Below are 23497 nucleotides of genomic sequence, written 5' to 3'. Positions count from 1 at the left end.
TGGCGGGTCGCCGCGTCACGCCGAGAGCGCCTCGTCGAGACGCGCCTCGAGGTCCGTGAGTTCCTCCCTGAGGTCCTCGCGCTCGGCCCCCTCGAGCCGGTCGATCCGGTCGGCGAGCCCCCGTAGCCGCGAGTACTTCTCCCCCTCGTCGACGCCGGTCTTCTGGACGTACACCTGCTCGTCGACGTCGTACACCTCGTCCTCCGTGACGTCGGTCACGGCGAGCACGACGTCCAGCCTGTCCGGGTCGATTCCCAGCACCCACTCGTGGGGGATGCCGTGGCGGTCGAGCGCGTCAAGGACCGTCTCGTCGTCCTTCGGCCGCCTGCGCTCGCGGGTCGTCCGACGGACCGTCCCGAACCGGCCGTGGAGCTCCTGGCCCGGGCCGAGACGGCCCAGAAGCGGGTCCCGGGACGACTGCCGGAGCCGGTCTGAGCCGTGCTGGACGTCCGAGAGCAGGACGTACAGGTCGGTCAGCGAGTCCGTGTCGAGCGACGCCGGGTCGGCGGCGTCCAGCCGCTCGAGGAGGTCCGAGAGCAACAGGGCGTCGTCGTGGAGCCGCTCGGGTCGCGTTCGGGCCTCCTCGGGCGGGACGAGATACGGGCTCCCGCCGAGCTCCCCGCCCTCGTCGGGTTCCGCGTCGGACGCACGTGCGAGGGTCTCGCCGTCGGCGACGTACCCCTCGAGGAGGCTCACCAGGACCGCGTACGGCTCGACGCCCGGCGGGAGCTCCGCGACCGCGACGGGACCCTCGTCCAGCCGCCGTGCGAACACCTCGAACTGCTCGCGCCAGAGCCGCCGCTCCTCGCCGCCGTCCCGGAACCGGACGGCGACGTGGTCCGCGTAGGTCGACTCGACCGTGAACTGTCTCCCGGAGACCGGCGTCACCAGCACGGCCCCGGGTTCGACGGCCTCGCTCCGTTCCCGCAACTCCTCCCAGAAGCCGCTGCCGAGCTCGCTCATGCCACCGTTCCCGTTCGGTCCGCGTCCGCAAAAGGGTGTGCCCGGCAGCTGCTTCGGTCGATCGGCCCGGTCCGAGGACGGACGCCGCGGGCGGTCGAACGTCCTAGGCGACGGCCGGACGGGTGCTCGGGGGAGCCGCGTTCCCGGGGTGCCGGCGCTACTCCCGAAGCTGCTCGTAGTCGAAGTCGCTGGTCAGGTCCTTCAGCGTCTCGAGGGTCGCCTCCTCCTCCTCTAAGTTCTCGTGGAGGAGGTCGCCCGCCTCGCTCATTCCGAGCCGATCGGCCAGCACCGCGAGGTTGCCGTAGGCGGCGATCTCGTAGTGCTCGGTCTTCTGTGCGGCCGTCAGGTTGTACACGTCGAGGATCCCCTGGTCGGGGTCCCGCTCGATGAACCCTTCGTGTTCCCTGATCAGCCCCTGGATGCCCTCGCACTCCTCCTCCTCGGGCGGTTCGCCGATCATCTCGAACACCTCCTCCAGCCTGTCGACGTGCCCCTGCGTCTCGTCGCGGTGCTCCTCGAACGCCCGGACGGCCTCCTCGTTCTCGGTGCTCTCGGCCAGTTCCTCGAGCACGTCGAGCAGTTCGTGCTCGGCGTAGTAGATGTCCTCCAGTTCGTGCTCGAACAGTTGCTGTAGTGAACTCACGGTCATCGTATCACCGGGTTCTGGTTCGACGCCGCGCCACATTGGTACCCGTCCGTTTCCGGTCCGGGGCCCACGCTACCTCGCGACGGGCGTTCCGAAGGGTATCCTTACGCGGACGAACCGGTCGGTCCGGCGCGGCCGCGACCGGAGAGCGCCGGACCGACCGGTTCCTCCACCGCGTCGGGACCCGCGAGGAACCGTCCGGATCGTCGGGGCAAGGATTAGGCCCGTTCCGCGCCAACGGTCGCCGTGCTCGTTCTCGGAGACGCACACGCGGCCGACGCCGACAACCGGGAGGCGCTCCTGGCCGCCTACGACGCCGTCGACCCCGACGCTGCGTTACAGGTCGGCGACCTGGAGTGGTACGACCTCCCCGCGCCGACGTGGTTCGTCGCCGGCAACAACGAGGACCTGGACGCCATCGACGCCCTCCGGGACGGCGAGCCGCCGCCGGGCGTGCGGAACGCGCACCTGCTCGCCGGCACGGTCGCGGAGGTCGGGGGCCTGCGGGTCGCCGGGCTCTCGGGGAACTACGCGCCGACGAAGTACGACCTGCCGCGGAGCGAACTCGCGGGCGACCGACGCCGCCACTTCACGCGCGAGGACGTCGAGCGGGTCGCCGCGCTGACGGACGTGGACGTCCTCCTGACCCACGAGGCGCCGACCGGGTTGCTCTCGTACGGCTACGACCCCGGCTGCGAGCACGTCACCGACCTGCTCGACGCGACCGACCCGGATCTCTGCCTCGTCGGCCACCACCACACGCACCGCGAGGCGGAGATCCGCGGGACGCGCGTGGTCAGCCTCGCGCCCGCCTGGGAAGGGTACTACCTGCTCGACCCGTCGGACCTGACGCTCGAACGGCACGGCCTCCCAGCGTGAGCCGCGGTCGGTTCCCCCGGACGGGGCGCGTCGAGGACGGCGCCGTTTCGACGGGTTCGGCCCGTCCGTTCGGCCGCCTCACTGGCGGCGCTCGCCGGCCGGCCGGAACTCGAACCCCTCCCGTTCGACGATCTCGGTCGAACCGCACTCCGGGCACCGCCGGCGGGGCTCGTCGACGACCGTCCTGCAGTCGGCGCACTCGTGTACGACGCCCGCCTCCGTATCCGGAGTCAGCGCGTCCCTGAGCGCGTCGATCAGTCCCATGGTCGGGTTCCCTAGACCCCGCCCGCTGAAAAGGCGTCGGGTGGCCCGCGGGAGGGTGTTCGGTCCGACCGCGACGGCCGAAGCGTGCCCCGCCGGGCCGACCGGGGGCTACTCGCGGTCCGAACCGCCGGCGTCCCCCGTTTCCTCCCCCTCGTCCCCGTTTTCGTCCTCATCCGGGTCCTCCCCGTCGGTGACGCGCTCGGTCTGCTCGACGGCGTCGACGTCCCCGTCGCCGCCCCCGTACTGGTTCTCCCCGTCCTCGCCGTCCCCGTCGTTCGAGGCGGCCTCCTCGTCGCGTTCGTTCGGATCGTTCTCCTCGGCCATGGCGGGTCCGTTGCCGCCCCAGGGTCGTTTACGACGGGGTTGCGCTCGCAACGCGTCGACCGGACTGCGCGGGTCCTCCATCCCGACACGCCTCCCCCGGTCCCGCACGGTCCGACCGGGCCACGACTTTTGCCGGTTCAGCCCGAGTTTCAGCCATGAAGGCCGCCACGGGGTTGCTGCTGGTGCTCGTCGGCATCCTGCTGCTGTTCTCCGTGGCGTTGGTGTTGCCGTTCCTGCAGTACTTCCTCCTCGCCGTGCTGCTGGCGTACGTCCTCGCGCCGCTCCAGCGCAGGCTCGTCGGCCGGATGGCCCCCCGGACCGCGGCCGGGGTCCTCGTCACCGCCGCGACCGTCGCGGTGATCGTGCCGCTCGTCGTCGTGGTCCGCGTCACCGCCTCCGAGGCGATATCGCTCCTCGAGGGGCTCAGGGAGGGCGAACTCACGCTCGCCGGGGTCGAGCAGTTCCTGCTCGAACTCACCGGGCAGGAGGTCGACCTGACCGAGATGCTCCGGACGGCGGTCGGGGAGGTCGGGACCGAGGGGGTCGGCAGCCTCCTCGGGGCCTTCGGCGTCCTCGCGCACACGGTCCTCGGACTGGGGCTGACCGTGTTCCTCCTCTTCTACTTCCTGAAGGACGGCGAGCGCCTCCTCGGCTGGCTCCGGGCGACGACGCCGCTGCCCGACCGCGTACAGGCGGACCTCTACGCCCGGCTGGACGGCATCATGGGCGCGGTGCTGGTCGGACACGTCCTCGTCGCCCTCGTGCAGGGCGTGCTCGCGGGGCTGGGGCTGTTCGCCACGGGCGTCCCGAACGCGACGTTCTGGACCGCGGTGATGGTCGTCCTGTCGCTCCTGCCGATCGTCGGCTCGTTCATGGTCTGGGGCCCCGCCGTGGTCTACCTGTTCGCCATCGGCCAGCCGGTTCCGGCGCTGCTGCTGCTGGTGTACGGGACGATCGTCGTCGGGATCTCCGACGACTACCTGCGCCCCATCGTCGTGGACCGGTACGCGAAGGTCAACCCGAGCGTCATCATCATCGGCGTCCTCGGGGGCGTCTACGTCCTCGGGTTCATGGGCATCTTCTTCGGCCCGGTCATCATCGGCGCGCTCCGCGCGACGCTCGACGTGTACCGGGAGGAGTACGGGCCCCGGACGCGCGCGTGACGCCGCCCCGCGTAGGGCCGGCGGCTACTCGCCGGGGGCGTCCGTCCCCCGGGTCCCCTCCCGTTCGGGTCGTTCGCCGTCCGCGCCCCGGACCGCCACCGTCGAGATGCGGGCGCCGTCGACCCGCGTCACCTCGAACCGGTAGCCGTTCGCCTCGACGACGTCGCCGGCCTCCGGCGCGCGCCCGAGCCGGTCGAGCACGAGCCCGGCAACCGTCTCGAACCCCTCGCTCCGGAACTCGACCTCGAGCGACTCGTTGAGCTGCGAGATAGGGACGCTCCCGTCGACGGCGTAGGTCCCGTCGTCACGGCGGCGGATTCCGGGCTCGCGTTCGTCGGCGTCGAACTCGTCGCGGAGGTCCCCGACGACGACCTCGACGACGTCCTCGACGGTCGCGAGGCCCTCGAAGGCGCCCCACTCGTCGATGACCGCGGCCATCTGGCTCCGGCCCTTCTGGAACTCCAGCAGGAGGTCGTTGATCCGGGTGGTCTCGGGGACGAACTGGATCTCCCGTGCGAGGTCCTCGGCCGTGACGGTTCCCGAGTCGGCCCGGCCGGACTCGCTCGCCCGAATCACGTCCTTCACGTCGACGAACCCGACCACCTGATCGCCCTCGTCGGCGTCGACGACGGGGTACCGGGTGTGCCCCTCCTCGAGGATGACAGAGCGGAGGTCCGCGAGCGGGAGGTCCGCCGGGACGCTCACCACGTCCGGGCGCGGGACCATCACCTCGCGGACCGTGATGTCGTCGAGTTCGAAGACGCGCTCTATCATCTCGACCTCCTCCATGTCGACGTCGCCCTCCTTGCCCGAGCGGGTGAGAAGCATCAGGAGCTCCTCCTCCTGGAGCGTCTCGTCCGTCTCGGAGGCGGGCGGGATGCCGACGAGGCGGGTGAAGAAGTTCGCAGTCCCGTTGAACACGACGATGCCGGGGACGAACAGGTAGTAGAAGAACTTCATCGGCGGCGCGACGAACAGCGAGAGCTGCTCGGCCCGCTGGATGGCGATGGTCTTGGGGGCGAGCTCCCCGAAGACGACGTGGAGGAACGTGATGAAGCCGAAGCCGACCCCGAAGGCGACGAGGTGGATGGCGCTCGCGGGGAGCAGCGGTTCGAGCACCGGCTCGATGAGCGCCGCGACCGCCGGCTCGCCGATCCAGCCCAGCCCCAGCGAGGCGATGGTGATGCCGAGCTGTGTGACCGCGAGGTAGTCGTCCAGGTTCCCCATGATCTCCTGTAACAGCGGTGCTCCCGACCTGCCCTCCTCGACGAGCTGGTCGACCGCCGTCGAGCGGACGCGGACGAAGGCGAACTCGGCGGCGACGAAGAAGCCGTTCAGGAACACGAGGAAGAACGCCGCGAGGAGCCGTCCCGTGGAGACGAGGAGGTCTACCACGAGCCACCCCGTCGCCGACAGGGGTCGAGCCGTCGGTCGGAGCTCCGACGCCGGGCAGGGTTCGGCTGCCGGTCCGGACCCAGTTCGGGCGGACGCGGACGGGGGCGACCGTGGAGCGGAGGCGGGCGGAACATGCGTACGCAGACGCGAGGACGCCACTAAACGGTGGCGTCCGGCCCGAGCCGGACGGAACGGACGGACGTGAACGGCCAGGCGGAACGAACGGGCTGGAGCGACGGAACCGGACGAACGAAACGGAACGACCGTGGTGACTCGGGCCGTGGCGACTCAGTCCCTCTTCCACTCGCCGGGCCTGCCCTCCCGGAACTCGCCCATCGCCTCGCGGTCACGCGGCCAGAACGCGACCGCGTAGACGACGGCGTAGAAGGCGCCGACGAGTCCGAGCACGACGACGCCCGGGACGTCCGCGATGGCGGCGGTCGTCCGCCACCCCTCGTCCGGGGCGAACGCGCCGATGCGGAAGAGCCAGGCGGCGAGCAGGACCGTAAGCAGCGCGGCGTACACGCGGCGCAGGCGGTTCCCGACCGCCTCGATGATCGACACCTTCAGCGTCGGCCGCCGGTAGTCCCGGCTCAGCTCCGCCCGCCAGTCCGAGTGTTCGAGCCCCTGCGAGGGGTCGAGCGCGTCCGCGAGCAGGTTCGCCTGGAAGAGTCGGACGCGCGAGCGGTACACGTCGTAGTCCCGGTAGCGGCGCGCCTCGATGAGGAGGAAGACCGCCGCGGTCACCACGCCGACGAGGACGATGTAGTGGGGGTTGTCGGGGCTCGAGAACGCCCAAGTCAGGATGGCCGCCATGACCGTCACCGCCCACGAGGTCGTCTGGTCGAGCCGCGACCGCCACGTCGTCTCCCGGTCGAGTTCCCCGCGATAGGCGTCCCCGAGCACGGAACTCATCTCGGTGACGTCCTCGGCCATCTCGCGTCCGATCTCCGCCTCCCCGTCCGAGAGGTCCGTCGGGTCGTCAGCCGAGTGGCTCTCCCCGTCCGCCGGGTCGGCCCCGCCGTCTCGCGCTGGCATACGGTCAGTTGGATCGGTAGGAGGAAAACCCCTGCTGGCCTGCCTACGCCGTCTCCGCGTACTCGCCCGCGCCGTCTCGGCGCGAACGCCTCCTCGCGACGCCGTCCGTCCCCGTCCGGTCCGTCGATGAAATCGCCCTCCCATCCTACCAAATTATCATCATGTTTCCGCCGAAGGAACCGGATATGCCACGGACGGCCGCGGCGCTGCTGGTCGCGACGCTGCTCGCCGTCCCCGGCTGCGTGAGCAGTTCGGGATCCGGCGGCAGCGTCGGCCTCTCGGTCGGCGGCGCACGGGACGCGAACGCGTTTCGGGACGACGTCCACGACGGTTACGTCCCCCGGCCGACGGACGTCACCTCGGAGGGACTGTTCCACGACTACTACTTCGACACGGGCCAGTCACGGCCGTGCGAGGAGCGCTTCTGTCCCTCCTACGGCCGCGCCACCTCGACGGACCCGCTCTCGAACGAGACCGAGCGGTACCTGGCGGTCGGACCGAACTCCGGGATCCCGCGGACCGACTTCGAGCGGAAGAAGCTGAACCTCGTGGTCGTCGTGGACACGTCCGGTTCGACGTCCGACGGCATCGGACGGTACTACTACGACGGGAACGGGACGCCGTCGAACCCGGAGACGACGACCAAGATGTCCGCCGCGAGGTCGGCGCTCCGAACGCTCGTCGGTCACCTCGGCCCGGAGGACCGCCTGGGAATCGTCGCCTACGACGACGACGCGCGGTCGTCCGCGAGTTCGGGGCGGTCGGCGAGTCGCGAAACGACGTCAACGAAACCGTCGAGAGCCTCGGTGCAGACGGCGGAACCGACCTCGACGCGGGCATGCGAACCGCCGGCCTCCTCGTCGAGGACCACGCCGGCGACGAGGCGTACGAGACGCGGGTCGTCTACCTCACGGACGCGATGCCGAACGTCGGAGACACCGGGTCCGGGAGCCTCCACGACCGACTCGCCGCGTTCGCCGACTACTTCGAGCGGGAGATGGACGCGCTCGGCGCCGAGCGCATGCGCCGGGACCTCGTCGTCCTGCGGACGGTCGTCGACCACGGGAACGCGACGGCCGGGGCATCCTCCGACGGCTAGCTCCGTTCCGGATCCGCGTCGTCGAGCACCCCCCGCCGGAACCAGGGTCGTTTCTCGCCCCACCGCAGTCGGGAGTTCCTCCGGAGTCACGGCGTTCGACGCTGGCCGACACCGTCCGGACGACGACGCCAGTACGATGGCGGGCTCGCCGTTTGCGACGATTCGAACCGGCGAGGTTCGTCTCCGGGACGACCTCGCCCGTGTCGACGTGCGACCCACGGCGCGTGCCGCGCTGGACCGTCCCGGGCGTTCGCGCGCTTCGTGACGGTCCAGGGACCGATTACCGAACCGACCGGCGGAAGTACTCCGGCCGTTCTCTCGCGATTCGGATCTTCAACCTCCGCGTCCCTGTCATCCGTCGGCGTGTCAGTTTCGGCGAACGGTCGTCGTACCGCTGGGTAAGCGTCTTACCGAAGAGAGCGGCTCTGGCCATCGAATTTCGGGTCGCAGGATAACAATGACGGCGTGAAGCGAACGTACGGGCGAAGTTATGACGGACCATCACACACCAAGGAGCCGTGTAACGGTCGTGCTCATCGCGGCGGCAGTCGTGCTCGCGTCGGGAATGGCGGTCGCGTTCACGGTCGCCAGCGAGGGAGACTCCGGCCAGCCGGACGCCTCCCGGTCCATGTCGGCCGAGGACGTCGAGATCGAAGCGATCACGATGGAGAACGTCAGGATATCCAACCTGACGGTGGACCTCGACGAGTTCTCCGGCGTCGCCCCCCACCTCAGGACGTCGTTCGCGTCGACCCTCGGCGAAAACGTGGAGGGATTCGAGGCCGATTCGGTCGAACCGGGGACGATCGAGTCCGCGGAGGTAACCGTCGAGGATGACGTCGCCACGATCGACGCGGAGGTCGAGACGATCACCATAGAGGGCGTCGAGGCCGACCACGTCACGTTCGAGGACCATCACTCGAGGGCTGTCATGGCCCACGAAATGTTCTCGGGGGGAGCCCTGAGCGCGGAATCGACGACGGTCGAGGGGCTGTCCGTCGGCACGCTGCGCATCGAAGCGGCGGCCCAACCCGCGGAAGCGGGAACGCCGACGGGAATCGAGACGGCCACGGAAACCGAAGCGGCCATCGCGACGGAGACGCCCGCCGGGACTGAGACGGCCATCGAAACGGAGGCGCCCATCGCGACGGAAACGCCCGCCGGGACGGAGACGCCCACCGAGACGGATGAGGCGGAGGAGGCCGCAGTTTCCTTCGACGAGCAGACCTCCCCCGGGACGACCGTCACCGTCGACTCCGTCACCGTGCCCGAGGGCGGCTTCGTCACCATCCACGACTCGTCACTGCTCGACGGGGACGCCCTGGAGAGCGTCGTCGGCGTGTCCGAGCACCTCGAACCCGGCACCCACGAGGACGTGACCGTCACCCTCTACGACGTGTCCGGCGCGTCCTTCGACCAGTCGGAACTCGAGGAGGAGGAGACCCTGATCGCGATGCCCCACCTCGACACGAACGACGACGAGGAGTACGGCTTCGTGGAGACGGAAGGGAGCGAGGACGGTGCGTACACCGACGACGGTGGAGCGGTGACGGACGATGCGACCGTCTGTCCCGAGGACGACGAGGGAACCGAGACGGCGACCGAGACCGAGGCCGACGGGTAGAACGGAGCACTTCGGAGCCCGATCGCCGGGAGCCGAGGTCGTCAGCCCACCAGGAGCCAGTAGTTCGTCTCGGGCCGCTCACGCTCACCGCCGTGGCTCGCGGGCCGGTCACGTTGTTCCGCAGCCACTCGCTCGGGTCCGCGGCGAGCGGGGACGGCTCCGTGCGGGAGGAAACACTTCGGTTCCGGGCGTCGTAGGACGGCCATGGCGAGCACCGCGCTGATCACGGGCTGTTCGTCGGGGATCGGCCGCGCGACCGCGCTGGCGTTCCGCGGGGACGGCTGGCGGGTGTACGGGACCGTCCGGGATCCGGACCGGGCCGACCTCGACGCGCTCGCGGACCGCGGGGTCGAACTCGAGGCGCTGGATCTGACCGAACCCGAGGACGTCGAGCGCGTCGTCGCCCGAATCCGGGACGAGGAGGGCGCGATCGACTGTCTCGTCAACAACGCCGGGTACGGGCAGTTCGGGCCCGTCGAGGACGTCCCGACGCGGCGGGTCGAGCGCCAGTTCGCCGTCCACTGCTTCGGCCCGCACCGGCTGATGCGCGCGGTCCTGCCCGCCATGCGCGAGCGGGGGGAGGGCCGGATCGTCAACGTCACGAGCGCCGCGGACCGCCTCGCGCTCGCCGGCATCGGCGTCTACAACGGGTCGAAGATGGCCCTCGCGGGGCTGAGCGACGCGCTCCGACAGGAGGTGGCGGGCACGGGCGTCGAGGTCGTCGTCGTCCAGCCCGGGATCGTGGCCACCGAGTTCTACGACCGGGCGATCGAGGAGATCGAGCGGGCGGCCGACGAGCGACGGCCGGGCGCGCGCCCGGCCAGGTACGACGACCTCTACGACGTGCTGGGACGGATCCGCGCCGTCGAGGCGGGCGGGCCGCTGATCACCGACCCCGGGACCGTCGCCGGGACGGTGCTCGAGGCCGCGACCGCGGCGAAGCCGTCCACCCACTACCGCATCGGCCCGGTCCCGCTGCTCGGATCGCTCTACGGCACGGCCGTGCCGGGTTGGATGCGGGACCGACTCACCGGACTCGGGATCCGGCTGGCCGCGAGCGGTCCGGCGTTGCGCCTGCTCGAGCGTCGAGCGCGGTCCGAGCGGTAACGACCGGCCGCCGAGGCGGGAGGAACCGCCACGGGAGCGCGGGAGCCGTCCCGGAGCGGAGGGACGGACGTCCGCTCCGGACCGCCACCGGATTCAACAGTCGTCGGGACGTACTGTAGACTGATCGGGACGAACGAACGACGCGGCGGCGACGAACTCATCATGTCGAACGACAGCACGGGGAGGTCACGAGGCGGGGAGAACGATCGGGGGGAGGGGGTAGACGCGTCCTCCCCCGCGAAACGAGTCGCCTCGACCGCCGCAGGACGCGTCCGGGGCGGGTCGGCCGCCGCGCTGGCGGGCGGCGCGCTGCTCCTCCGGGGGGTCCGTGCGCTCAGGAGCGGGCGCGGGGGTGGGGGACGGGTGCTCGCGGGCGCGGTGCTACTGGCGCTCGGCCTCCGACGGCGGCGGTCCCGCGGCGAGGGCGACGCCGGCGAGCGGGACGGCGCAGGACGCGACGACGGGGGGAAGACGTCCGACGACGCCCACGCCGCGCGCGAGCGCGGCGACGTCCTGCACCAGGACGAGACGAACCCGCGCGGCACGTCGGGCGAACCCGAGGCGGGGGCGACGACCGACTCCGGCGGGGAGGAGGTGCGGTTCACGGACGACGGGGGTGCCGACTCCCGGCAGGAACCCGACCTCGACGACGGGAGTCCGGGCGACCCCCGTAACGACGAAGACGGCACGCCCGTCGAGGTCGACGTCTCCGAGGCGGCGATGGCAGACGAAGCCAGCGAGGCGGCGGGGCCCGACCCGGAACAGGCTCAGCCGACCCAGACCGAGGACACCGAACCCGAGCGGAGCCCCCCGGAGGACGCCTCGCACACCGAGGCCGACGTCCCCGACGGGGAGGAGGGGGAATCGGACGCCTCCGGAGGGGAGTCCGACGGGGACGGGTCGGCGGACGACGGCGACGGTCGGGGGAGCGGGGACGCGGCGTAGCCGCGCGAGCGACGCCTCGACGGGCGGAGCGCGCCGCCCGGGACGGGCCCGATCACCCCGGCCCCCTGAACGCCGAGTAGATCGCGTCAGCCCGCTTCGGTCCGACGCCGTCGACCGCCATCAGCTCCTCCGGCGACGCCGCGAGGAGGTCGGCGACGGCGGGGTACGCCTCGTAGAGCTGATCGGCCGTGTCGGGACCGACCCCGTCGATGCAGCCGTACATCCGCTTCGGCGTCGGCGCGTCGAGCGCCGTGACCGAGCCGCGGGGGGGCGCCGGGGTCGACGGCTCCTCGACGTGTTTTCGGGCGAGTCGAACGGCCACGTCGACGAGACGCTCGAGGTCGGAACACGGGACGACGGGGACCCCGAGCCGGGCGGTGATCGACGCGGCCGACCCGCGAACGGCGGCCGCGGGGACGCCCTCGTCGCCGTCGGCCGGTAGCTCTCCCTCCAGGAGCACGTACGGGTGCGCGTACGCCTCGCTCAGCCGCCGGACCTGGTCGTAGAGGTCGGGGCCGGATCGACCGACGAGCGCGCTCGCGTAATCGCGGAGGGTCTTCCGCTCGACGCCGACCTCCCCCGCGACCAGGTCGCCGGCGACGAGCCTGCTGACCTCGGCCGCCCCGACGTCGGGGTGCGCCCGGACCGCCTCCGCGACCGCCGCCGGCTCCCTGTCGTCGACCGCGACCGTGATCGGCATCCGTATCCCCGCGTTACGTCGGCGACGACCAAGAGTCCGATGCCGGGCGTCGGCGCCGACACCCCGCGGAAGCCCTAACCGGCCGCGGCGCCGAGTTCGGGCGGATGGTCAACGCGTTCTGGCTCGACCGCGACCTCGACGCCGCCGCCGCCTGGCTCGTGGACTCGCACGTGACGAGCAGCGTCTTCGAGTGCTCGATGGTGCTGACGACCGCGGCGCAGTTGAACGGCTATCCGGCCGACGAGGACCTCTCCTTCACCCACCCCGACAACCCGCTCACCCGGTGGGCCGCGGACTCCTACGACAACTGGCGGCGCCTGTACGACTACGCCGAGGCCGCACACCGCGAGTGGCGGTACCGCTGGGAGCACGGGCCCGAGGAGCGGCACGGTAGCTGGGCGGCCGTCGAGTCGCTCGACCTCGACCTCGTCCGCGATCTCGACTGGCCGACGGCGGGCGCGAGCGACCCCCCGCAGCTCACCGGGGAGTGGACGGCGGACGACCACGTCGACGCCTACCGCTACTACTACGCGAACGAGAAACGCCACCTCTTCGAGTGGTCGAAGGACCGGAGCGAGCCGCCGTGGATCGAGGCGTACACGGTCGAATCGGCGGACACGACGAATCCGACGGACGCGGTGGGCGACGGCGGGACCGGGGCGGAGCCCGGTCGCGGGGAGGCACGCGGCGGCCCCGACGGCGGCGCCGACCCGAACGCCGGGCCACGGTAGGGACCCGACGCGGGAGCGCGATGGCGGAGCGGCCCGAACGCGGAGGTGACCGGGAACCGGACCCGGAACGTTACCGGCGGGGGTCAGAGGAACGCGGCCCGGACGACCTCGGCGGTCGCCCCGAAGCCGTTGTAGAGGACGAACGCGAGCACGAGCACGACCGGCACCCGGAGGAACCAGATCCACGCGGTGCCGAGGCGGTCCCCGCCGGTCATGCCCGTGGTGAACTCCTCGAGGGCGCCGGCCGAGTACACCCACCCGCCGAAGATCGCCAGCAGGAGTCCGCCGCCGATGAGCAGGACCTGGTTCGCCAGCACGTCGTAGACGTCGAGGATCGCGAGGTCGAGCGCGGTCGGGACGCCCACGAGGAAGATCACGACCCCGAGCCCCACGGTGGCCGGCTTCCGGTCGACGTCGAACGTCTCGGTGACGAAGGCGACGACCACCTCCATGATGCTGAACGCGCTGGTGAGCGCGGCGAGGAACAGCATGAGGAAGAAGACCGCCCCGACCACGCGGCCCGCCGGCAGCTCCGCGAACGCCCCGGCGAGGCTCACGAACACGGTCCCGGGACCGCCGTCTCCCGGGTCGACGCCCATCGCGAACAGGAACGGGAAGACGACGAGCCCCGAGAGGAGCGCGATGGACGTGTCCGCGACGAGGATGATGAGGCCGTCCGAGAGCAGGTTCCTGTCCTCGCCGAGGTACGAGGAGTAGGTGATCATCACGCCCATCCCGAGCGAGAGGGTGAAGAACGCCTGGCCGGCCGCGTCGGGGAGCAGTCCGACCGCGTCGGTCACGATGGTGCTGGTGTCGGGCGAGAGGTAGAAGGCGTACCCATCGTCCGCGCCCGGGAGCGTCGAACCGTACGCGGCGAGGCCGATCAGCAGGAGGACGACCCCGGGGATCATGAACTTCGCGGCCCGTTCGATGCCGTCGCGCACGCCGAGGGCGACGATTCCCACCACGAACGCCATGAAGAGGGCGTCGAACAACACGGCGTTCATCCCGACCGAGGCGGACCCGAAGTACGCCTCGGGGTTAGCGGTGTAGGCTCCGGTTACGCTCGCGATGAGGTACTGAATCACCCAGCCGCCGACGACGCTGTAGTACGAGAGGATGACGAACCCCGCGAACGCGCCCAGGCCGCCGACCAGCCGCCAGTTCGACCCCCCGAGCTCCTCGAACGCCCCGACGACGTTGTGTTTCGTGCGGCGGCCGACGACGAACTCGACGAGCATGACCGGGAGTCCGATCAGGAGGACGAGCACGAGATACGCCACCAGGAACGCCGCCCCGCCCGACTCCGCGGTGAGAAACGGAAAGCGCCAGACGTTACCCAGTCCGACGGCGCTGCCGACCGCCGCGAGGATGAAGCCGATCCGCGTCGCCCACGTTTCGCGCACAGCCATGGTCGTCGGAGGGAACGGTTCGGTGTAAAAGCTGTGGCTTGCTAAACAGCGATTACGACCGCCGAGTGTCCCGGTTTTGGACGAAATCGCTACAAGAGTAGTGTCGGCGCGTGCGTCAAAAACCGGGAACGGGAACGGGACGTCAACCGGCCGGGGTGACCTTCTGGGCCGCCCCGATGAGGACGACCGCGAAGAACGCGACGACGAGCCACCGTCCGGTTTCGGACGCGAGCGCGTCGGTCGCCAGTTCGAGGAGCGGCAGGCCGACCGCCTGACCGAGCGCGAACAGCAGCACGACGACTCCGGCGACCGTCAGGCCGGTTCTGACGGCCGTGTTGGCGAACCACGCAGTGGCCGCCACGTCGTCCCGGCGTCCGCCCTCTCGGCCAGACCGCTGCTGGCCGGTCCTGTCGGACCGCTCCGGATCAGTCACTCCTCTCTCGTCACCGCTGGGTTCGTTCCGGGTCTGGGGCATAGTGGACCCCATCGGTCCGTCCCCGCGGGGGAACGTAGTTATCGGTCCGTTAAACGGGCCGTCCGCGGTTCGTGGACGGAGACGGGCCCGTGGAACGACCGCTACGCGGTAGCACCTGTGGGGTCGTGTATCTCACCTGAGGTGACGGGAGCACCCCCGGAACGGTCGACCGCGAACCCCGACCGACCTGAAATCGAGGACGGGGAGTTTTGGGGGATTCCGGTCGGTTTTCGCCGCCGACCAGCAACCACCGAACAGTGACCCGGTCACTAACGAATAGGGACCACGTTCACTACGTGGTAGATGACGGTACTGAGCCAGTTGACAGATGCCGAGTCGACGATGCTCCGGGGGTGGCGGCTCGTCGCGTTCGCCGGGCACTTCTCCCGACTCGATTCGCTGGGGATCGGTCGGTCCAACAAGGTGCTCCGATACCACTCGGTCGGCGGCGGGTTCTACGACGACGTCCCCCCGGATCGGCTCAGGCGGGACGTCGAGTTCCTCCGGTCGCGGTTCGAGATCGTCGACCTCCCGGAGGTCCTCGCCCCCGGCGGGGCGAAGAAGGTCGCGCTCACGTTCGACGACGGCTACCGCGACTTCTACCGGAACGTGGTGCCGATCCTCCGGGAGTACGACGTCCCCGCGACGGTGTTCGTCCTCGCCGACGCGCTGGAGGACCCCTCGTTCGTCCACAACGGCCAGCACGACTACGAGTACATGACCCGGGAGCATCTGGCGGAACTGGTCGAGGAGGACCTCGTGACGATCGGCAACCACACGGCGTCACACCCCCGCCTGGGCGAGACCCCGCCGGACCGACTCGAACCGGAGATCGTCGGGGCGAAGCGGCGGCTGGAGGAGGCGCTCGGCGTCGACGTCGACCGGTTCTGCTTCCCGTACGGGAGCGTCAGCGACCGCGCCGCGGACCTGGTCCGGCGGACCCACGGGATCGGCGTCGCCGGGCGCGGCCGCCGCGACGCCATCTCGCCCGACACCGACCCCGCGCTCGTCCCCCGGATCAACGGGGCGAACCCGTTCTGGGAGGTCCAGTGGGACCTCTCGGACTCGGCGACGCGGGTGGGCGCCGCCGCGGATCGGTTCGTGAGCGCCCGCGCGTGAGTTCGGGGCGGGACGTCCCCCGCCGAAACGACCGACGAGGGTCGTCGTGCCGTCGCCGGCCGCCGCCGATGGCGTACGGAGGCCGAAGGCCCCTCGCCCGCCGGCGTCTCGCCGTCACGTTCGGGCCGGGTTCGCCGTCGTATCCGCGGGGCGAGCGCGGGCGCGACCGGACGCGAAACGTACACTTTCGCTCGCGGCGAACGCGTCGGCGCGACGCCGCCTCCGACTAACAGACTCCTACCCCCCCGAAACGGGTACGCCGTTTTTTGCCCCAGTAACGCCGACCTCTCGGGGTCTTCCGCCCGTTCGGGAGATCGTGACTGCGAGTCGACCCGACGATCGGACCCCGGGACGACGGGTTCGTGGTCGACCCGCCGTCGAGGAACAGGCCGACAGACGTACCGCGACACTCGATAACCGATGAAACAGAACCAGAGACCGACGAACAGGCTGTTCGACGCGTCCTCCCGCCGAACGTTCCTGAAGCTGACAGGCGGAACTGCCGGACTCGTCGGACTCAGCACCGTAACCGGAGCACAGACGGGGACGTTCAGACTGCAGGGCGGGATCGGCCGGTGGGTGGGCCAAGCGCCCTCCTCGATCGCCGATCAGGGGAACCCCACGCTGGAGCTGGAACCGGGCGAGACGTACCGCGTGGAGTGGACGAACATCGACGGCTTCGACCACAACTTCGTGATCCTCGACACGGAGGGCGACGAGGTCGTGCGGACGGAGGTCGTCTCCGAGCAGGGCGCGACCCAGTCGGTCGAGTTCGAGGCGACCGAGGAGATGACGGAGTACATCTGCGAGATCCACCCGAGAACGATGCGCGGCCAGGTGACGGTCGGCGGCCAGGAGAACCCCGCACCCCGGCGGGAGGTTGACATTCCGCTGGGGGCGACCGTCGGGATCGAAACGGTCGCCGAGGGACTGACCGCCCCGCTCGCGTTCGCCGTCCCGCCCGGCGAGGGCGACCGGCGGTTCGTCGTCGACCAGACCGGCCAGATATACGTCCTGACCGACGACGGCCTGCGCGACGAGCCGTTCCTCGACGTCGGGGACCAGCTCGTCGAGCTCGGCGTACCGAACCTCAACGGCTACGACGAGCGCGGCCTCCTGGGGCTGGCGTTCCACCCCGACTTCCGGGAGAACAGGCGGTTCTACGTCCACTACAGCGCCCCGCCGCGCGAGGGCACCCCCGAGGACTACGACCACACGTCCGTCATCGCGGAGTTCGAGGCCGAGGAGGGCATGGCGAACGCGCTCCCCGACTCGGAGCGGACGATCCTCGAGATCCCGTCGCCCCAGATGAACCACGACGGGGGCGACGTCGCGTTCGGCCCCGACGGCTACCTCTACATCGGCATCGGCGACGGCGGCGCCGCCGACGACGTCGGGCCGGCCCACGTCGAGGACTGGTACGACGTCAACGAGGGCGGCAACGGCCAGGACGTGACCGAGAACCTGCTGGGGAGCGTTCTGCGCATCGACGTCGACTCCGAGGGGGGAGACACCCCGTACGGCATCCCGGACGACAACCCCCTGGTGGGCGAGGAGGGCCTCGACGAGCACTACGCCTGGGGGTTCCGGAACCCGCGGTCCATGTCGTTCAACGACGGGGAGCTGTTCGTCGCCGACGCCGGCCAGAACCTCTACGAGGAGGTCGACGTCGTCGAGCGGGGGGGCAACTACGGCTGGAACGTCAAGGAGGGGACCCACTGTTTCAGCACGGAGAACCCGAGCGAATCGCTCGACGACTGTCCGGACTCGACGCCCGACGACGTCCGCGGCGGCGAGCCGCTGCTCGACCCCATCATCGAGTATCGCCACCGCGAGAGCACCACCGCGATGATCGACGGCTCGGTCGTTGTCGGCGGGTTCGTCTACGACGGGGACGCCCTCTCCGACCTCCGGGGCACGTACGTCTTCGGCAACTGGAGCGGCCAGGGCGTCGTCGAGCCCGACGGGGAGATCTTCGTCGCCACGCCGCCGGCCGGGAGCCCGTGGAGCGACGACTCCGCCGGCGAGGCCGGGACGCCCACGGGGACCGCGACGTCGACTCCCGGCGAAACCGGGACGGCGACCGGAACGCCGGACGGGACGGCCGGCGGGGAGCAGCTCTGGTCGGTGGAGGAACTGGTCATCGGCGGCACCGAGGACGGCCAGCTGAACCGGTACGTCCTCGGGTTCGGCCGCGACAGCGACGGCGAACTCTACGTGCTGACCTCGGAGAACTTCACCCCGACGGGCGACACCGGGGCGGTCCACAGGCTGGTCCCGGCCGAGGAGCCCGCGGGGACGCCGACCGGGACCGAAACCGGGACGCCGACCGGGACCGAAACCGGGACGCCGACCGGGACGTCGACGGAGACGCCGCAGTGACGGGGAACTGACTGGAACGCCCGCCGGACTCGCTACTCGTCGCGGGTCCCCCCGTCCAGGTAGTAGCGGACGCGGTCCCGCGTGGACTCGGCGACCTTCAGGAACTCCACGACGCGGTCGCCGTCCTCGCGGCGGTCCGCCTCCGTCTCGAGCGTCAGCGACCGGTCCCGGAGGTGGTCCAGCAGCGCTTCGACGGCGTCGGGGTCGCCACGGACGACGTGCCGTTCGCCGACCGTGGCGCCCTCCTCCACGTCCCGGATGGCCTCGACCATCGGCAGCAGGATCGACTCGCCGAGGTCGTGCGCCCGCTCCCGAAGTCGGTCGTCGTCCTCGTCGAACTCGGCGGCCTGGAACGCGTCCCGGACGACCCGCGAGAGGAGGAACTCCCGCCCGTAGTCGAACGGCACCGAGAAGGCGTACGCGAGCTCGTCGTGGTGCTGGGTCTCGGTCGTGTACTTGACCGCGGCCCTCCCGTCGGCCGACCTCACCACGACCCCCTCGCGCCCCGCCGCGTCGAGCGTGGCGACGGCGTCCCGCACCACGTCGACGGCCCCCTCCGGATCACGCCGTCCGAAGTGGCGGGGTTGTGGCAGTCCGTACGCCTCACAGCGGTCGCGGCGCTCGGCGACCGGGAGCGGGTCGCCCGACTCCCGGTCTCGGACGTCGAACACCCGGAAGGCGTCGGTGTCGACGTCGTCGTAGTCGTAGGTCGTGTACGGGGACTCCGGCCCGATGAACTCCGCACAGAGCATCTCGTCGGGGTGGTCCTCGAAGAAGGCCGTCAGCGGGAGTCGCTCGCGGGCCCGCGCCGTCGTGTACGGGCAGACGAACCCGCTTCGGGTGAACGCGAGCGGCTCGCCGACGTCGGCGATCCTGACGTTGAACCCGTCGAGTTTCTCCTCGACGTCGACGGTCGTCCCCGGTTCGAAGAACGCCGGGAGGCCGGTCCCCAGGACGAGCACGCGAGGGAGGCTGGGGTAGCCGCGGACCACGGCGTCGGCGTCCTCGACGACGACGGTCCCGCGCTCGACGCCGTGACGGGCGTCGGGGAGGGCGTGGAGCGTTCGGCCGGCCGCGGACCGCCGTTCGAAGTGTTCGAAGAGTTCCTCGGGGTCCTCGGTGGTCGGGTTCAGCCGGGCGAGATACTCCCGCTGGTCCATGCGGTACCGGACGGGTCGCCGGGCCAAAAGTGCCGTGTCGGGGCCGCCGCGGGCTCGGTCGTCGCCGCACCGGACCCGGCGCCGGGGTGAAACCTTTGTGAGCGAGTGACGTACCCGACGACATGCCCGGTGACCCGCCGCGACAGCAGTTCGTCCTCGACACCTCGCTTTTCATCACCGACGAGATCCGCGAGGGCGGCGAGTCGGTGGACGAGGCCGTGCTCCGACTGCTCCACCTCATCGCGACCGCCAGGCTCGAACTCAACATGTCGTGTTACGTCCCCCCCTCGATCCACGACGAGCTCGCCACGATGCTCCGCGACCGGGACGCGAGCGACGAGGCGTTCTCGCGGCTCGACACCTGGGTGATCCGGAAGAGCCCGGACCGCTACGGCGTCACCATCCCCGCGAACATCGTCTACGAGTTCATCGACGAGATGAGCGATCGGGTCGACCGGGGGCTCCGCGTCTCGGAGGAGGCGCTCCGCGAGGTCGAACGGCTCGACCCGGCGCAGTTGAGCGGCGACGCCGACGGCCGGGAGGAGTTCATGACCGAGGCCGACCGCATCCTCTCGCAGATGCGGGACAAGTACCGCCGGGCGCTCCGGCAGGGCGTGCTGGACTCCCGCGAGGACTTCGACCTGCTCGTCCTCGCCCGCGAACTCGACGCCGGCGTCGTCACCGAGGACCGGGGGATCATCTCCTGGGCGGACGAGTTCGGCCTCCGGTACGTCCGCGGCGGCCAGTTCCCGACGCTCCTCGAGGAGTACCTGCGCGCGACGGGCGTCGAGGGGTTCGAGAACTGAACCGTCGGACTGACGGCCGGGGAGCGACGGGGAGAGTTCCCGCACTCCGACGTCGAAAACGTCGCGGGAACGGCGACTTGGACCTGGACGTGGGACGCGTTCCCCGACCCGTACGACCCTTCCGGCGTGCGTCGGAGCCACGAATCGACCCCGACTCCGCCGGGTTCGCGAACGTCGCTCACGCGACGTCCGGTACTTGGCCTTCACACGTCGTCTCCCGGGCGACGACGTCCTGGGTCGGTTCGGTTCCCCTGCGAGGTTTGTACCTCGTGACCCCGTTACGGGTCCTTCGGTTGTCGCCCCGAACCGGCCTCTTTCCCGCCCGTGGGCGGTTCGAAACCGGTCGTCCAGTGGGCCCTCGCCGCTCCAGCCGCGTTCGTGGGTAGGCCGCCGACCATAATGAACATTTCTGAAATATGCTAGTGAATAGCTATCGCTGACTTCGGGGGCGGCGACAGATGGCGTTCGCCGTGTCGGGCGGGCGGAAGCATCGTCACGGACGATACCCCCATCCCATCTGATACGAACGTCGGAGTCCATCCGAGACGAACGTCGAGTCGGTTCCGGAGCGTCGTTCCCACGCGGAGACGGGCCTCGGCGCTCGCGGATCGCCACCTTCCCGCGCACGCCGTAGCACCGGGGTGACGAACGCCCTCCACCGCCCGCCACGCGGTCCACGAGCGACCGATCGTTCGACTCGGCCGTCGCTCACCGATAGACATCGACGACGTCCATCCGTTCGTCGAACGTGAGTCGGAGCTCCTCCCCCTCCAGGGGGATCGTGATCCGTATGCGGACTGGGTCCTCCGAGAGGAGTTCCTCCCGATAGTCGAGGAGGTGCGTGCGCTGTTCGTACGTGGCGAGGTCGAACTCGACGCCGTGGTCGTAGTAGAACGCGACCACGGCCGGCTCTCTCGTCGGGTAGAACAACGTCGGCATCTGCCACTGGTACTTGCAGCCCTCGCAGACGTGCGAGACGAGCGTCCGGAAGATCGACCCGCAGGCCTCGCAGAACTGGTACCCATCCCAGTCCGGGCGGTGGTCCTCACAGGTTCGTACGGAGGTGACGGGCATGTCCCCCGCACACTCCGGACAGACGCCGTCCATCACGGACGCACGTCGGTGGGCGCCCCAGATCCGATCCGCCTCGTTGATCTCGTCGGCGGTCCGGCCCCGCAGCCCGGACGGCGGGAACTCGTTCTTGCTGATGACGCCGGGCGGGAAGGTGTCGACGCACCGGGCGTCGCAGTTGGTACACTCCAGATAGCGCCAGCCGTCCCGGTAGCTCAACTCCGGCTGGCCGCCGCAGTACCAACACGACACGTCGACCTCCACCGGCTCGACCTCCGGATCGTCGATCGCGGTCCCGGAAAGCAGCATCCGGACGATGCGCATCCCCGACTCCCTGAGTTCGTAGCCGTCCTCGGTCCGACGGACGAAGTGGGTCGTGAGCTTGTCGAGGTGGTAGTAGATCTGGCCCGGGTCGTCGGCGCCGATGCGTTCGCGGAGCTCGGAGAACCGCAACGGCGAGGCGTCCGTCGGATCGTGTGCCTCCCAGAGGGCCTGCAGCATCTCGAGGCGGGTCCCGTCCGAGAGGAGCTGAAACGCCTCGTCCTTGGCGGCAGCAGCGGACTGTTCCGCGTCCCTCGTGGTGGATGGGCCCATACGGGATGTTGGCGAGAGCCGCCAAATACCTTGTTCCCCGTTAGCTCACCCCACGATAGCGTCTCGGCCGCGAACGGGGACACGACGGCGTCCCACCCCCATCGAATCTCGACGCCTCCCGAACGTCTTTGAAACCGCGTTCTATCGGAACCGCGATAGAAATGTCGTTCGAACAATGCTTATCTCGAAGTCGATCGATGGATGCGCCTGGAGGTACACGGCGGACCGAACCCATGACGACGGAAACCCGAACGGAAGCGGACCCGATCGACGGACGGAAGCTGAACGAACTCGTGGAGACGTCCCTCGTCGACCTCGGCGCGACGGTCCACGCCGCGCTGGTCGTCGTCGGCGACGAACTCGGCCTCTACGCGGCACTGGACGACGCCGGGCCGCTCACGTCCGCCGAGGTGGCCGAGGGGACGGACACCGCGGAACGGTACGTCCGCGAATGGCTGCGCTCCCAGGCCGCCGGCGGGTACGTCACCTACGACCCCGAGACCGACCGCTACGATCTCTCCCCCGAGCAGGCGTTCGTACTGGCCGACGAGGAGAGTCCGGCGTTCATGCCGGGCGCGTTCCAGTTGGTCGCGTCGGCGGCCAGGATCGAACCCGACCTCCGCGAGGCGTTTCGAACGGGAGAGGGCATCGGCTGGCACGAACACGACGGGGACCTGTTTCACGGCACCGAACGCTTCTTCGGGCCGGCCTACGGGGCCAACCTGACCGACTGGATCGGGGCGCTCGAGGGCGTGGACGCCACGCTGAGGGCGGGCGGGTGCGTCGTCGACGTGGGCTGTGGACACGGCGCGCCGACGATCCACATCGCCGAGGCGTACCCCGATTCGACGGTCGTCGGCGTCGACTACCACGAGGCGTCGATAGCGGTGGCGCGCGAGCGGGCGGAAACCGCCGGCGTGGCCGACCGCGTCGACTTCGAGGTGACGACCGCGAGGGAGTACGACGGTGCCGACTACGACCTCGTCACGATGTTCAACTGCTTTCACGACATGGGCGATCCCGTCGGCGTGGCGGCCCACGTCCGGGAGACGCTCGGCGACGACGGCACGTGGATGATCGTCGAACCCTACGCCGAGGACCGGGTCGAGGGGAACCTCACCCCGTTCGGCCGCCTGGCGTACTCGATCTCGACGGTGGCCTGTACGCCGACGTCGCTCAGTCAGGACGTCGGCTACGGTCTCGGCGCACAGGCGGGGGAGGAACGGACCCGTGACGTCGTCACCGAGGGCGGATTCACGCACTTTCGCTGCGTAGCCGAGACGGCGACCAACATGGTCTTCGAAGCGAAGCCGCAGTAGCAGACGGCATCTATCGTTCCTCCGACCCCGGTTTCGGGGTCGGCCACGGAATCAGCCGTGTCGCGCGCTGCTCGGCGCATCACCGCCCGCGACGCTCGTCGCCGACGGCTGTCCCGCCGGCTGACCGGCGTTTCGAGTTCCCGCCGACGGCCGGTCCCGTTCGACCCGTCGGCCCCGTCGACGGGCTGACCCCGTCAACACGTCGACCCGCGGATCGACGACGACGACGACGACCGGCGGGGGCGCTCGAACGACCTTCGACGCGGTCCCCGGCGGCTCCG

General features: G+C 70.4%; 23 protein-coding genes. 11 read left to right on the top strand and 12 right to left on the bottom strand.

The features are described 5' to 3' along the window. Positions 1-15 precede the first annotated feature (15 nt). Both HUG12_RS06725 and HUG12_RS06720 read right to left on the bottom strand, forming a co-directional pair. A complete protein-coding gene (locus HUG12_RS06725) occupies positions 16-963 on the bottom strand; it encodes a hypothetical protein (protein WP_179268030.1) in 948 nt (315 codons plus the stop codon). A 157-nt stretch (positions 964-1120) separates the two neighbouring features. Then, positions 1121-1612, bottom strand: coding sequence for a YciE/YciF ferroxidase family protein (locus HUG12_RS06720; RefSeq protein ID WP_179268029.1), 492 nt, complete (start codon positions 1610-1612; stop codon positions 1121-1123). Between the two features lie 243 nt (positions 1613-1855). Here HUG12_RS06720 and HUG12_RS06715 point away from each other — a divergent pair, with 243 nt between their 5' ends. After that, a complete protein-coding gene (locus tag HUG12_RS06715) occupies positions 1856-2488 on the top strand; it encodes a metallophosphoesterase family protein (protein ID WP_179268028.1) in 633 nt (210 codons plus the stop codon). Positions 2489-2566: 78 nt separating this feature from the next. On the opposite strand, the gene HUG12_RS06710 is transcribed toward HUG12_RS06715, so the two are convergent. Both HUG12_RS06710 and HUG12_RS06705 read right to left on the bottom strand, forming a co-directional pair. Further along, a complete protein-coding gene (locus HUG12_RS06710; RefSeq protein ID WP_179268027.1) occupies positions 2567-2752 on the bottom strand; it encodes a PhlB family protein in 186 nt (61 codons plus the stop codon). A gap of 108 nt (positions 2753-2860) precedes the next feature. After that, positions 2861-3076, bottom strand: coding sequence for a hypothetical protein (locus HUG12_RS06705; RefSeq protein WP_179268026.1), 216 nt, complete (start codon positions 3074-3076; stop codon positions 2861-2863). 155 nt (positions 3077-3231) lie between these two features. On the opposite strand from HUG12_RS06705, the gene HUG12_RS06700 reads away from it, so the two are divergent. Next, on the top strand, positions 3232-4239 hold the full coding sequence (locus HUG12_RS06700) for an AI-2E family transporter (RefSeq protein ID WP_179268025.1): 1008 nt from the start codon (positions 3232-3234) through the stop codon (positions 4237-4239). Positions 4240-4263: 24 nt separating this feature from the next. Here the strand turns inward: HUG12_RS06700 and HUG12_RS06695 are convergent, their stop codons facing one another. The 3 genes from HUG12_RS06695 to HUG12_RS21845 form a co-directional block, all read right to left on the bottom strand. Then, a complete protein-coding gene (locus HUG12_RS06695) occupies positions 4264-5634 on the bottom strand; it encodes a hemolysin family protein (RefSeq protein WP_179268024.1) in 1371 nt (456 codons plus the stop codon). 288 nt (positions 5635-5922) lie between these two features. Continuing rightward, entirely contained in the window at positions 5923-6672 is a 750-nt protein-coding gene (locus tag HUG12_RS06690; protein WP_179268023.1) for a DUF2270 domain-containing protein, read from the bottom strand. Between the two features lie 433 nt (positions 6673-7105). Beyond that, on the bottom strand, positions 7106-7237 hold the full coding sequence (locus HUG12_RS21845; RefSeq protein WP_281362332.1) for a hypothetical protein: 132 nt from the start codon (positions 7235-7237) through the stop codon (positions 7106-7108). Between the two features lie 273 nt (positions 7238-7510). Between HUG12_RS21845 and HUG12_RS21665 the strand changes: the two genes are divergently transcribed. The 4 genes from HUG12_RS21665 (at position 7511) to HUG12_RS06670 (ending at position 11447) form a co-directional block, all read left to right on the top strand. Beyond that, positions 7511-7771: a hypothetical protein gene (locus HUG12_RS21665; protein ID WP_246308150.1), complete on the top strand. Its 261-nt coding sequence runs from the start codon at positions 7511-7513 to the stop codon at positions 7769-7771. Positions 7772-8261: 490 nt separating this feature from the next. After that, the gene (locus HUG12_RS06680; protein WP_218836415.1) at positions 8262-9395 is read left to right on the top strand and encodes a DUF7282 domain-containing protein; all 1134 of its coding nucleotides are present in this window, start codon (positions 8262-8264) and stop codon (positions 9393-9395) included. A 204-nt stretch (positions 9396-9599) separates the two neighbouring features. After that, the gene (locus tag HUG12_RS06675) at positions 9600-10502 is read left to right on the top strand and encodes an SDR family oxidoreductase (RefSeq protein WP_179268020.1); all 903 of its coding nucleotides are present in this window, start codon (positions 9600-9602) and stop codon (positions 10500-10502) included. Between the two features lie 162 nt (positions 10503-10664). Continuing rightward, on the top strand, positions 10665-11447 hold the full coding sequence (locus HUG12_RS06670; protein ID WP_179268019.1) for a prolipoprotein diacylglyceryl transferase: 783 nt from the start codon (positions 10665-10667) through the stop codon (positions 11445-11447). Positions 11448-11499: 52 nt separating this feature from the next. Here HUG12_RS06670 and HUG12_RS06665 read toward each other — a convergent pair whose 3' ends face one another. Then, positions 11500-12147 carry a helix-hairpin-helix domain-containing protein gene (locus tag HUG12_RS06665; RefSeq protein ID WP_179268018.1) on the bottom strand — a complete coding sequence of 216 codons (648 nt, stop codon included), beginning with the start codon at positions 12145-12147 and terminating at the stop codon, positions 11500-11502. Positions 12148-12251: 104 nt separating this feature from the next. On the opposite strand from HUG12_RS06665, the gene HUG12_RS06660 reads away from it, so the two are divergent. After that, positions 12252-12878 (top strand): hypothetical protein, encoded by a 627-nt coding sequence (locus tag HUG12_RS06660; protein WP_218836414.1) that lies wholly within the window; start codon positions 12252-12254, stop codon positions 12876-12878. 83 nt (positions 12879-12961) lie between these two features. Here HUG12_RS06660 and HUG12_RS06655 read toward each other — a convergent pair whose 3' ends face one another. Next, positions 12962-14290, bottom strand: coding sequence for a sodium-dependent transporter (locus HUG12_RS06655; protein ID WP_179268017.1), 1329 nt, complete (start codon positions 14288-14290; stop codon positions 12962-12964). A 142-nt stretch (positions 14291-14432) separates the two neighbouring features. Beyond that, positions 14433-14651 (bottom strand): hypothetical protein, encoded by a 219-nt coding sequence (locus tag HUG12_RS06650; protein ID WP_179268016.1) that lies wholly within the window; start codon positions 14649-14651, stop codon positions 14433-14435. A gap of 417 nt (positions 14652-15068) precedes the next feature. Here HUG12_RS06650 and HUG12_RS06645 point away from each other — a divergent pair, with 417 nt between their 5' ends. Both HUG12_RS06645 and HUG12_RS21660 read left to right on the top strand, forming a co-directional pair. Beyond that, positions 15069-15884 (top strand): polysaccharide deacetylase family protein, encoded by an 816-nt coding sequence (locus HUG12_RS06645; RefSeq protein ID WP_179268015.1) that lies wholly within the window; start codon positions 15069-15071, stop codon positions 15882-15884. 420 nt (positions 15885-16304) lie between these two features. After that, the gene (locus HUG12_RS21660) at positions 16305-18266 is read left to right on the top strand and encodes a PQQ-dependent sugar dehydrogenase (RefSeq protein WP_179268014.1); all 1962 of its coding nucleotides are present in this window, start codon (positions 16305-16307) and stop codon (positions 18264-18266) included. Positions 18267-18298: 32 nt separating this feature from the next. On the opposite strand, the gene HUG12_RS06635 is transcribed toward HUG12_RS21660, so the two are convergent. Beyond that, a complete protein-coding gene (locus tag HUG12_RS06635) occupies positions 18299-19426 on the bottom strand; it encodes an RNA ligase (protein WP_179268013.1) in 1128 nt (375 codons plus the stop codon). Between the two features lie 122 nt (positions 19427-19548). Here HUG12_RS06635 and HUG12_RS06630 point away from each other — a divergent pair, with 122 nt between their 5' ends. Next, positions 19549-20232, top strand: a complete 684-nt coding sequence (locus HUG12_RS06630) for an RNA ligase partner protein (protein ID WP_179268012.1) — start codon at positions 19549-19551, stop codon at positions 20230-20232. 708 nt (positions 20233-20940) lie between these two features. On the opposite strand, the gene HUG12_RS06625 is transcribed toward HUG12_RS06630, so the two are convergent. Continuing rightward, positions 20941-21897: a winged helix-turn-helix domain-containing protein gene (locus HUG12_RS06625; RefSeq protein WP_179268011.1), complete on the bottom strand. Its 957-nt coding sequence runs from the start codon at positions 21895-21897 to the stop codon at positions 20941-20943. A gap of 233 nt (positions 21898-22130) precedes the next feature. Here HUG12_RS06625 and HUG12_RS06620 point away from each other — a divergent pair, with 233 nt between their 5' ends. Then, complete coding sequence (locus HUG12_RS06620) at positions 22131-23216, top strand: class I SAM-dependent methyltransferase (protein WP_179268010.1); 1086 nt, start codon at positions 22131-22133, stop codon at positions 23214-23216. The last annotated feature ends 281 nt before the right edge of the window (positions 23217-23497 follow it).

Source organism: Halorarum salinum, assembly GCF_013402875.1.
GTDB lineage: Archaea > Halobacteriota > Halobacteria > Halobacteriales > Haloferacaceae > Halorarum > Halorarum salinum.
Note: the sequence above shows the minus strand (reverse complement) of the source record. Positions and strands in the feature narration are given on the sequence as shown.

Coding starts and splice junctions, on each gene's coding strand:
- HUG12_RS06620 (WP_179268010.1), top strand. CDS start 22,131: ATGACGACGGAAACCCGAACGGAAGCGGACCCGATCGACGGACGGAAG.
- HUG12_RS21665 (WP_246308150.1), top strand. CDS start 7,511: ATGCGAACCGCCGGCCTCCTCGTCGAGGACCACGCCGGCGACGAGGCG.
- HUG12_RS06725 (WP_179268030.1), bottom strand. CDS start 963: ATGAGCGAGCTCGGCAGCGGCTTCTGGGAGGAGTTGCGGGAACGGAGC.
- HUG12_RS06665 (WP_179268018.1), bottom strand. CDS start 12,147: ATGCCGATCACGGTCGCGGTCGACGACAGGGAGCCGGCGGCGGTCGCG.
- HUG12_RS06670 (WP_179268019.1), top strand. CDS start 10,665: ATGTCGAACGACAGCACGGGGAGGTCACGAGGCGGGGAGAACGATCGG.
- HUG12_RS06675 (WP_179268020.1), top strand. CDS start 9,600: ATGGCGAGCACCGCGCTGATCACGGGCTGTTCGTCGGGGATCGGCCGC.
- HUG12_RS21660 (WP_179268014.1), top strand. CDS start 16,305: ATGAAACAGAACCAGAGACCGACGAACAGGCTGTTCGACGCGTCCTCC.
- HUG12_RS06710 (WP_179268027.1), bottom strand. CDS start 2,752: ATGGGACTGATCGACGCGCTCAGGGACGCGCTGACTCCGGATACGGAG.
- HUG12_RS06655 (WP_179268017.1), bottom strand. CDS start 14,290: ATGGCTGTGCGCGAAACGTGGGCGACGCGGATCGGCTTCATCCTCGCG.
- HUG12_RS06645 (WP_179268015.1), top strand. CDS start 15,069: ATGACGGTACTGAGCCAGTTGACAGATGCCGAGTCGACGATGCTCCGG.
- HUG12_RS06660 (WP_218836414.1), top strand. CDS start 12,252: ATGGTCAACGCGTTCTGGCTCGACCGCGACCTCGACGCCGCCGCCGCC.
- HUG12_RS06630 (WP_179268012.1), top strand. CDS start 19,549: ATGCCCGGTGACCCGCCGCGACAGCAGTTCGTCCTCGACACCTCGCTT.
- HUG12_RS06625 (WP_179268011.1), bottom strand. CDS start 21,897: ATGGGCCCATCCACCACGAGGGACGCGGAACAGTCCGCTGCTGCCGCC.
- HUG12_RS06635 (WP_179268013.1), bottom strand. CDS start 19,426: ATGGACCAGCGGGAGTATCTCGCCCGGCTGAACCCGACCACCGAGGAC.
- HUG12_RS06690 (WP_179268023.1), bottom strand. CDS start 6,672: ATGCCAGCGCGAGACGGCGGGGCCGACCCGGCGGACGGGGAGAGCCAC.
- HUG12_RS06680 (WP_218836415.1), top strand. CDS start 8,262: ATGACGGACCATCACACACCAAGGAGCCGTGTAACGGTCGTGCTCATC.
- HUG12_RS06720 (WP_179268029.1), bottom strand. CDS start 1,612: ATGACCGTGAGTTCACTACAGCAACTGTTCGAGCACGAACTGGAGGAC.
- HUG12_RS06700 (WP_179268025.1), top strand. CDS start 3,232: ATGAAGGCCGCCACGGGGTTGCTGCTGGTGCTCGTCGGCATCCTGCTG.
- HUG12_RS06705 (WP_179268026.1), bottom strand. CDS start 3,076: ATGGCCGAGGAGAACGATCCGAACGAACGCGACGAGGAGGCCGCCTCG.